Source organism: Streptomyces sp. 13-12-16, from assembly GCF_002114215.1.
Taxonomy (GTDB): Bacteria; Actinomycetota; Actinomycetes; order Streptomycetales; family Streptomycetaceae; genus Streptomyces.
In genome coordinates, this window is the sequence record NZ_NCTE01000121.1 from 1 (window position 1) to 9,090 (window position 9,090).

The window sequence follows — 9,090 nt, forward strand, 5'->3', positions numbered from 1 at the left end:
CGCCGCGTCCGGCGACGCGGCCCGCGCGAGGAGGTCCGCGACCTCCGGCCCGGTCGGCATGGCGGACGAACAGGCGAGGCGCGAGGCGACGAGGGCACCGGCGGCGTTGGCGTGGCGCATGGTCCGCTCCAGGTCCCAGCCGGAGAGCAGACCGTGGCAGAGCGAGCCGCCGAAGGCGTCGCCCGCGCCGAGGCCGTTGACCACCTCGACCGGCACCGGGGGCACCTCGGCCCGGGTGCCGTCGCGGTGCACGGCGAGCACGCCCCTCGGGCCCTGCTTGACCACGGCCAGCTCCACCCCGGCTTCCAGCAGCGCCCCGGCGCAGGCCGCGGGCTCGCGCACACCGGTGGCGACCTCGCACTCGTCGAGGTTGCCGACCGCGACCGTGGCGTGCCGCAGCGCCTCGCGGTAGTACGGGCGTGCCTGCTCCGGGTCCCGCCAGAACGCGGGGCGCCAGTCCAGGTCGAAGACGGTGGTCGTGGCCCGGTCGCGGGCCTCCAGCGCGGCGAGGGTGGCCGAGCGGCTCGGTTCCTCGCTCAGACCGGTGCCGGTGACCCAGAGGACGCCGGCCGCGCGTACGGCGGTCAGGTCCAGTTCGTCGGCGTGGATCTCCAGGTCGGGGGCCTTGGGGCGGCGGTAGAAGTGGAGCGGGAAGTCGTCCGGCGGGAAGATCTCGCAGAAGGTGAGGGGGGTGGGGTACGCGGCGACCGGGGAGACCCAGCGGTCGTCCACGCCGAACTCCTTCAGCGCCTCGTGCAGAAACGTGCCGAAAGGGTCGTCACCGGTACGGGTGATCACCGCCGCGGAACGGCCCATCCGGGCGGCCGCCACCGCGACATTCGCGGCCGATCCGCCCAGGAATTTCCCGAACGTCTCCACCCGCGCCAGCGGAACGCCGGTCTCCAGTGGATAAAGATCGACCCCGATGCGACCCATGGTGATCAAGTCGAAATACTGTGGTGAGCCGGCCATTGAGCGACGCTCCTCGAGCTGCTGGGGATGCGGGTCCCGGGGCGCCCTGCCACGGTGGGGGCGTGGATTCCAGGGACCTGCCGCCTCACAGGTGTAGGTCTCGAAGGGCATCGATGTCAATAGTTTGTACTTACATTCGGACTAGTAAGTGAAATGATGTCTTAACAAAGTATTGACAGCGGGCGTTTCTGGGGATTGGATCGCGTCCCAGCACGACAGCCGTGTTCCACGGCACACCCCCGGACTCCCGAGGCTCCGGGCACCGGATCCTCGGACTCCCGCCCTTTCCCCGCGTAGCACAGTGAGGTGCAGGACAGATGGACCGCTCTTCTCACACCCGCCCCCGCAGAATCGCGTTCGTCGCGGTCGCGGCGGCAGCCGCCCTGACCCTCGCCGGCTGCTCCAGCGGTTCCGGGGGCAAGGAGTCCGAGGAGGGCGGAGCCGACGCCTCCGCGGGCAAGGCGTCGACGCCCCGCATGAAGGTCGCCCTGGTCACCCACCAGGCGCCCGGTGACACCTTCTGGGACATCGTCCGCAAGGGCGCCGAGGCCGCCGCCGCCAAGGACAACGTCGACCTCGTCTACAGCAACGACCCGAACGCCGGCACCCAGGCCACCCTGGTGCAGAACGCGATCGACCAGAAGGTCGACGGCATCGCGGTCACCCTCGCCAAGCCGGACGCCCTGAAGGCCGTCATAGCCAAGGCGAACGCGGCCGGCATCCCCGTCGTCGGCCTCAACTCCGGGCTGAGCGACTGGAAGGACCTCGGTCTGCTCGAGTTCTTCGGCCAGGACGAGTCGGTGGCGGGCGAGGCGTTCGGCAAGAAGCTGAACGAGGTCGGCGCGAAGAACGCCGTCTGCGTCGTCCACGAGCAGGGCAACGTCGGCCTGACCCAGCGGTGCGACGGGGTGAAGAAGACCTTCGAGGGCGAGACCCAGATCCTCAACGTCAACGGCACCGACATGCCGTCGGTGAAGTCGACGATCACCGCCAAGCTGAAGCAGGACTCCTCCATCGACTACGTCGTCACCCTCGGCGCGCCCTTCGCGCCGACCGCGGTGCAGTCGGTGGGCGACGCGGGCAGCGAGGCGAAGGTCGCCACCTTCGACCTCAACAAGGAGCTGACCAAGGCGATCGAGGCCGGCGACATCGAGTTCGCCGTGGACCAGCAGCCCTACCTCCAGGGCTACCTCGCCATCGACGGCCTGTGGCTCTACGAGAACAACGGCAACTACAGCGGCGGCGGTGAGCAGCCGGTGCTGACCGGCCCGGCGTTCGTCGACAAGTCCAACGTCGACGCGGTCTCCGAGTACGCCGCGAAGGGCACTCGGTGATGACCATGGCCCAACAGGCTGAGCCGGCGGTGAACCCACCGCCGGCCCCCGGCCCGAAACAGAGCGACGGCCGCACCGTGCGGCGTCCGCTCGCGCTGCGGCTCCTCGCCCGTCCCGAGGTCGGCGTGTTCCTCGGCGCCGTGGCCGTCATGGTGTTCTTCCTGTTCGCCGCTCCGCCGGTGCGGGACGGCGGCTCCATGGCGAACATCCTGTACCAGTCGTCGGTCATCGGGATCATGGCGCTGCCCGTGGCCCTGCTGATGATCGGCGGCGAGTTCGACCTCTCGGCCGGCGTCGCCGTCGTGACCTCGGCGCTGACCGCGAGCATGCTCAGCTACCAGCTCACCCTGAACGTGTGGACGGGCGTGATCGTCGCCCTGGCGGTCTCCCTGGGCATCGGCGCGTTCAACGGCTGGATGCTGGTCAGGACCGGGCTGCCCAGCTTCCTGGTCACCCTCGGCACCTTCCTGATCCTGCAGGGCGTGAACCTGGCGGTGACCAAGCTGGTCACCGGCAACGTCGCCACCGACAGCGTCGGCGACATGGACGGCTTCGACCAGGCCAAGGCCCTCTTCGCCTCCAGCTTCGACGTCGCGGGCGTCCAGGTGAAGATCACCGTGGTGTGGTGGCTCGTCTTCGCCGCCCTCGCCACCTGGGTGCTGCTGCGCACCAAGTACGGCAACTGGGTCTTCGCCGTCGGCGGCAACAAGGAGAGCGCCCGCGCGGTCGGCGTCCCCGTCACCTTCACCAAGATCTCCCTGTTCATGCTGGTCGGCTTCGGCGCCTGGTTCGTCGGCATGCACAACCTGTTCTCCTTCAACACCGTGCAGTCCGGCGAGGGCGTGGGCCAGGAGCTCATCTACATCGCCGCGGCGGTCATCGGCGGCTGTCTGCTGACCGGCGGCGCCGGCAGCGCGATCGGCCCGGTCTTCGGCGCCTTCATGTTCGGCATGGTGCAGCAGGGCATCGTCTACGCCGGCTGGAACCCCGACTGGTTCAAGGCCTTCCTCGGCGTGATGCTGCTCGGCGCCGTCCTCATCAATCTGTGGGTCCAGCGCCAGGCGACCCGGAGGTGACCGCAATGACCGACAAGACCCCCGGCACCCACGGCTCCGTCCGCGAGGACACCGCACCCGACGGCGGCCGGCCCCTGGTCGAACTCCGCGCCGCCGGCAAGTCCTACGGCAACATCCGCGCCCTGCACGGCGTCGACCTCACCGTCCACCCCGCCAGGGTGACCTGCGTCCTCGGCGACAACGGCGCCGGCAAGTCCACCCTCATCAAGATCATCTCGGGGCTGCACCAGCACACCGAGGGCGAGTTCCTCGTCGACGGCGAGCCGGTGCGCTTCTCCACCCCGCGCGAGGCCCTCGACAAGGGCATCGCCACCGTCTACCAGGACCTCGCGGTCGTCCCGCTGATGCCGGTGTGGCGGAACTTCTTCCTCGGCTCCGAGATGACCAAGGGCCCCTGGCCCGTCCGCCGCCTCGACATCGACCGGATGAAGAGGACGGCCGACGAGGAACTGCGCAACATGGGCATCGTCCTGGACGACCTGGAGCAGCCCATCGGCACCCTCTCCGGCGGCCAGCGCCAGTGCGTCGCCATCGCCCGCGCGGTCTACTTCGGCGCCCGCGTCCTCATCCTCGACGAGCCGACCGCCGCCCTCGGCGTCAAGCAGTCCGGCGTCGTCCTGAAGTACATCGCGATGGCCCGCGACCGCGGCCTCGGCGTCATCTTCATCACCCACAACCCGCACCACGCCTACATGGTCGGCGACCACTTCAGCGTGCTGCGCCTGGGCACCATGGAACTGTCCGCCCCCCGCAGCGAGGTCGGCCTCGAGGAACTGACCAACCACATGGCAGGCGGCGCCGAACTGGCCGCGCTCAAGCACGAGCTGGCGCAGGTCGGCGGCGTCGACACCGAGGAACTCCCCGAGGAGAACGACCTCCAGGCCCCCGCAGCCGCAACTCCGGAAGGAAAGTCCTGACATGGCAGTCGCGCTCGACCGCATCCGGGTCGGCTCCGCCCCCGACTCCTGGGGCGTCTGGTTCCCCGACGACCCGCAGCAGGTGCCCTGGCAGCGCTTCCTCGACGAGGTCGCCGAGGCCGGCTACTCCTGGATCGAACTCGGCCCCTACGGCTACCTCCCCACCGACCCGGCCCGCCTCGGCGACGAGGTGAAGAAGCGCGGCCTCAAGGTCTCCGCCGGCACCATCTTCTGCGGACTGCACCGCGGCCCGTCCGAATGGGACACCACCTGGGAGCAGGTCGGCCGGGTCGCCGCGCTCACCCGCGACATGGGCGCGAAGCACCTCGTCGTCATCCCGTCCTTCTGGCGCGACGACAAGACCGCCGAGATCCTCGAAGCCCCGGAGCTCACCACCGAACAGTGGGGCCACCTCACCAAGGGCATGGAACGCCTCGGCCGCGAGGTGCGGGACACGTACGGCCTGGACATCGTCGTCCACCCGCACGCCGACACCCACATCGACACCGAGGAGCACGTCGAGCGCTTCCTCGACTCGACCGACTCCGGCCTGGTCAACCTCTGCCTGGACACCGGCCACTACGCCTACTGCGGCGGTGACAGCGTCAAGCTGATCGAGACCTACGGCGAGCGCATCGGCTACCTCCACCTCAAGCAGGTCGACCCGGAGATCCTCGCCGACGTCGTCAAGAACGAGGTCCCGTTCGGGCCGGCCGTGCAGCGCGGGGTGATGTGCGAACCGCCCGCCGGCGTCCCCGAGCTGGGCCCGGTCCTCACGGCCGCGCAGAAACTGGGCGTGGACCTGTTCGCGATCGTCGAGCAGGACATGTACCCCTGCGAGCCGGACAAGCCGCTGCCGATCGCCGTACGGACCCGCAAGTTCCTCCGCTCCTGCGGGGCCTGACGAGCCCGACGAAGGGGAGGCGAGAGCCATGAACCGGCGCGAGCCACTGCGCGTCGCCGTCATCGGCGCCGGCCGGATGGGCGCCGACCACGTACGCCGTATCGACCGGGTCGTCAGCGGCGCGCGGGTCACCGCCGTCGTGGACATCGACGCCGAACGGGCCGAGGCCGTCGCCGCGGGCGTCGACGGCTGCACCGCCCACACCGACCCGGCCGCCGCGATGGCGGCCGACGTCGACGCCGTACTCATCGCCTCCTCCGGGCCGGCCCACGAGGCCGCCCTGCTCACCGCGTTCGCACACGACCTGCCCGTCCTGTGCGAGAAGCCGCTCACCCCCGACGCGGCCTCCGCCCTGCGCGTCATGGAGGCCGAACAGGCCCTCGGCCACCGCAGGGTCCAGGTCGGCTTCATGCGCCGCTACGACACCGAGTACGTGCGCCTGAAGGCCCTGCTGGAGACCGGGCGACTGGGCCGCCCGCTGATGCTGCACAACCGCCACCGCAACGTGGCCGGCCCGCCCTTCTTCACCAGTGCGATGCTCATCACCGACTCCGTGGCCCACGAGGTGGACGCCACCCGCTGGCTCCTCGGCCACGAGATCACCGCCGTCACGGTCCTGAGCCCCACCCCTTCCTCCGGCGCCCCCGAGGGACTGCGCGACCCGCAGTTCGTCGTCCTGGAGACCGACGGGGGCGCGCTCAGCGACGTCGAGATCTTCGTCAACTGCGGCTTCGGTTACCAGGTGCAGGCCGAGGTGGTCTGCGAACGCGGCACCGCCCGCATCGGCGACGGCCACGCCCTGGTCACCAGCACGGCCGGCCGCTGGGGCGGCACCATCGCCCAGGACTGGACCGAACGCTTCGCCCAGGCCTACGACGACGAGATCCAGACCTGGGTCGACACCACACGGCGCGGCGAGGTCACCGGCCCCGGCACATGGGACGGCTACGCCGCGGCGGCCGTGTGCGAGGCGGGGGTGCGGGCGCTGGAGGAGGGCGGCCGGGTGGAGGTCGACCTGGTGGAGAAGCCCGCGCTGTACCGGTAGGTGCCGTGGGCGGTCGTTCCGCTCGGCGGAACGACCGCCCCGGCCAGGTGGCCGTCAGACCGTGCTACGAGGCCGCGGGGCGAGCCCCGCGGCCTCGTAGCACGCGTCGATCAACCGCATGGTCGTCACCGCGTCGTCCGCGTCCAGGGGGAGCGCCGTACCGGCGCGCACCCGGGCGGCGAACGCCTCCAGCTGGTACGTGTACGACGACCGCGTGCCGAGGCGTTCCGTGCGTTCGCCGTCCGGAGTGCGGACGACGATGCGGTCGTCCATCTGCGGGAGCACGAAGTTCGGGGCCGTCGCCTCGCCCCGGCTGCCGACGAGACGGATGCTCATCTCCAGCCGGCCGTACGCCATGTGGCAGCGGGCGCCGCCCGTCGCGCCGGACGGGAACTCCAGGTCGGCGTCCAGCCACTCGTCCACGCCGGGCGCGCCCTCCCGCTCACCGGCCCGCGCGGACAGCGGGCGCGGTGCGCCTCCCGCCCAGGGGGCCAGCACGCGCAGCGCGTGCAGGCTGTAGCAGCCCAGGTCCATCAGGGCACCGCCGGCCAGCGGCAGCGACCATCGGGGGTCGCCGGCCTCCGGCGCGGGGATCGCCACCATGGCCTCCGCATGACGGAGTTCGCCCAGCTCACCGGAGGCCAGCAGCTCGTGCAGACGCAGGGTGAGCGGGTGGAAGAGGTAGTGGAACGCCTCCATGAAGACCGTGCCGGACTTCGCCGCCGCCTCCCGCACCTCCTCCGCCTCCGCCGCGTTGCTCGCCGACGGCTTCTCGCTCAGGACGTGCTTGCCGGCCCTCAGCGCCGCCAGGTTCCACGGGCCGTGCAGGCCGTTGGCGAGCGGGTTGTAGACGACGTCGACCTCGGGGTCGGCCAGCAGCTCGGCGTACGAGCCGAGGGTCCGCTCCACGCCGTGGGCCGCGGCGAACGCCTCGGCGCGGGCACGGTCGCGGGCGGCCACCGCGACCAGGCGGTGGCCACCCGCCCGGGCCGGGGCGACGAGGGAGCGCTCGGTGATCCGCGCGGCTCCCAGGATTCCGATGCGCAGGGGTTCCCGGCCGGACTCGCTCATGCCTGCCGTACCTCCTCGACGGTGACGGGACGGTGCTCGTGCAGCGACAGTGTGCACGCCTCGGCGACCCAGCCCGCCTCCAGGGCGTCCGCGACCGTGCACGGCGAGGGGCGGGTACCGGCCACGACCTCGGTGAACACGGCGAGTTCGGTGCGGTAGGCGGCCGTGAACCGGTCCATGAAGAAGTCGTGGGGGGTACCGGCCGGGAAGGTCACGCCCGGTTCCACCGACCGCAGCGGCAGCTTGTCCTCCAGCCCCACCGCGATCGAGTCGGCGAAGCCGTGGAGCTCCATGCGGACGTCGTAACCGCGGGCGTTGTGGCGGCTGTTGGAGACCACCGCGAGGGTGCCGTCGTCCAGCGTGAGGACCGCGCCGGTCGTGTCGGCGTCGCCCGCCTCCCTGATGTAGTCGGCGCCCCGGTTGCCGCCGGCCGCGTACACCTCGGTCACCTCGCGGCCGGTCACCCAGCGGATGACGTCGAAGTCGTGCACCGAGCAGTCCCGGAAGATGCCCCCGGACGCGGCGATGTACGCGGCCGGCGGCGGCGCCGGGTCCAGCGTGGTCGAGCGCACGGTGTGCAGCCTGCCCAGTTCCCCGGAGCGTACGGCGGCCCGCGCGGCGGCGAAGCCGGCGTCGAAGCGGCGGTTGAAGCCGATCTGGACCGGCACGTCACGGTCCTGGACCGCCTTCAGTACCGCCACCCCCTCGGCCATCGTGCGGGCCACCGGCTTCTCGCAGAAGACGGGCACGCCCGCCTCCACACAGGCGAGGATCAGCGCGGGGTGGGCGTCGGTCGCGGCGGCGACGACCACGCCGTCCACCCCGGCCGCGAGCAGGGCCTCGGGGGAGTCCGCGACCTCGGCGTCGAACCGTTCGGCGGCGGCCTTCGCGGCGTCCGTGAACGGGTCGGAGACGACGAGGGACTCGACGGCGCCGAGCCCGGAGAGGGTCTCGGCGTGGAAGGCGCCGATGCGGCCGAGGCCGAGGATTCCGATGCGCATGGGGGCGGTGCTCCTTGCTTGCGGGTGCGTACGAGCGGGGCGTGCGGGGAGGTCAGTCGAGGCCGCCGAGGACGTTCTGGTCCCAGTCGATCACGGAGCCGGTGACCACCCCGGAACGGTCGGAGAGCAGCAGGACCACGAAGTCGGCGATCTCGTCCGGTTGGCCGAGCCTGCCCATCGGCAGCCGTGCGGCGGCCTGTTCGCGCCAGTCGTCCCCGGCGCCGTGGAAGGCGCGCTGGGTGGCGTCCTCGCCCTCGGTGGCGGTCCAGCCGATGTTCAGGCCGTTGATCCGGATCCGGTCCCAGCGGTGGGCGTGCGCCGCGTTCCGGGTGAGGCCGATCAGCCCCGCCTTCGCGGCGACGTACGGCGCCAGGAACGGCTGCCCGCCGTGCGCGGAGGAGGTGATGACGTTGACGACCGTGCCGGGTGCCGCGCGCCGCACCATGTCGGCGACGGCGGCCTGCATGGCGAAGAACGGTGCCCTGAGGTTGACCGCGATGTGCTGGTCGAACAGTTCGGGCGTGGTGTCGAGCAGCGTCCCGCGCGAGGTCAGGCCGGCGGAGTTCACCAGGCAGTCGATGCGCCCGTACGCCTCCACCACCCGCGCGACGCACGCCTTGGCCTGCCCGGCGTCCGCCAGGTCGGCCCGTAGGAACATCGCCTTGCCGCCCGCGGCGGCCAGTTCGGCCACCAGCGCCTCACCCGGCTCCGGCCGCCGCCCGCTCACGGCCACGACCGCCCCCTCGCGGACCGCGGCCCGCGCGACGGCC

General features: G+C 71.6%; 9 protein-coding genes. 5 read left to right on the forward strand and 4 right to left on the reverse strand.

Features of this window, described 5'->3' with window-relative positions; translation table 11 throughout:
* Positions 1–972 (reverse strand): 5-dehydro-2-deoxygluconokinase (iolC, locus tag B7767_RS05765; RefSeq protein ID WP_085571169.1); only part of this gene is annotated, 972 nt, incomplete at its 3' end.
* Between the two features lie 317 nt (positions 973–1,289).
* Between iolC and B7767_RS05770 the strand changes: the two genes are divergently transcribed.
* The 5 genes from B7767_RS05770 to B7767_RS05790 are packed head-to-tail and all read left to right on the forward strand — an operon-like array spanning position 1,290 to position 6,248.
* Entirely contained in the window at positions 1,290–2,306 is a 1,017-nt protein-coding gene (locus B7767_RS05770) for a sugar ABC transporter substrate-binding protein (RefSeq protein ID WP_085571170.1), read from the forward strand.
* Positions 2,306–3,382 carry an ABC transporter permease gene (locus tag B7767_RS05775; protein ID WP_085571171.1) on the forward strand — a complete coding sequence of 359 codons (1,077 nt, stop codon included), beginning with the start codon at positions 2,306–2,308 and terminating at the stop codon, positions 3,380–3,382. The genes B7767_RS05770 and B7767_RS05775 overlap by 1 nt, the downstream gene beginning before the upstream one ends.
* 5 nt (positions 3,383–3,387) lie before the next feature.
* Positions 3,388–4,299, forward strand: a complete 912-nt coding sequence (locus tag B7767_RS05780) for an ATP-binding cassette domain-containing protein (RefSeq protein ID WP_085571172.1) — start codon at positions 3,388–3,390, stop codon at positions 4,297–4,299.
* Position 4,300: 1 nt separating this feature from the next.
* Positions 4,301–5,203 (forward strand): sugar phosphate isomerase/epimerase, encoded by a 903-nt coding sequence (locus B7767_RS05785; RefSeq protein WP_073936858.1) that lies wholly within the window; start codon positions 4,301–4,303, stop codon positions 5,201–5,203.
* A gap of 28 nt (positions 5,204–5,231) precedes the next feature.
* Positions 5,232–6,248: a Gfo/Idh/MocA family protein gene (locus B7767_RS05790; protein ID WP_085571173.1), complete on the forward strand. Its 1,017-nt coding sequence runs from the start codon at positions 5,232–5,234 to the stop codon at positions 6,246–6,248.
* Positions 6,249–6,302: 54 nt separating this feature from the next.
* Here B7767_RS05790 and B7767_RS05795 read toward each other — a convergent pair whose 3' ends face one another.
* The 3 genes from B7767_RS05795 to B7767_RS05805 form a co-directional block, all read right to left on the reverse strand.
* Positions 6,303–7,319 carry a Gfo/Idh/MocA family protein gene (locus B7767_RS05795; RefSeq protein ID WP_085571174.1) on the reverse strand — a complete coding sequence of 339 codons (1,017 nt, stop codon included), beginning with the start codon at positions 7,317–7,319 and terminating at the stop codon, positions 6,303–6,305.
* A complete protein-coding gene (locus B7767_RS05800; RefSeq protein ID WP_085571175.1) occupies positions 7,316–8,320 on the reverse strand; it encodes a Gfo/Idh/MocA family oxidoreductase in 1,005 nt (334 codons plus the stop codon). The genes B7767_RS05795 and B7767_RS05800 overlap by 4 nt, the downstream gene beginning before the upstream one ends.
* Positions 8,321–8,372: 52 nt before the next feature.
* On the reverse strand, positions 8,373–9,090 hold a 718-nt coding region (locus B7767_RS05805; protein ID WP_085571176.1), incomplete at its 5' end, for an SDR family oxidoreductase.

Coding starts and splice junctions, on each gene's coding strand:
- B7767_RS05770 (WP_085571170.1), top strand. CDS start 1,290: ATGGACCGCTCTTCTCACACCCGCCCCCGCAGAATCGCGTTCGTCGCG.
- B7767_RS05775 (WP_085571171.1), top strand. CDS start 2,306: ATGACCATGGCCCAACAGGCTGAGCCGGCGGTGAACCCACCGCCGGCC.
- B7767_RS05800 (WP_085571175.1), bottom strand. CDS start 8,320: ATGCGCATCGGAATCCTCGGCCTCGGCCGCATCGGCGCCTTCCACGCC.
- B7767_RS05780 (WP_085571172.1), top strand. CDS start 3,388: ATGACCGACAAGACCCCCGGCACCCACGGCTCCGTCCGCGAGGACACC.
- B7767_RS05795 (WP_085571174.1), bottom strand. CDS start 7,319: ATGAGCGAGTCCGGCCGGGAACCCCTGCGCATCGGAATCCTGGGAGCC.
- B7767_RS05790 (WP_085571173.1), top strand. CDS start 5,232: ATGAACCGGCGCGAGCCACTGCGCGTCGCCGTCATCGGCGCCGGCCGG.
- B7767_RS05785 (WP_073936858.1), top strand. CDS start 4,301: ATGGCAGTCGCGCTCGACCGCATCCGGGTCGGCTCCGCCCCCGACTCC.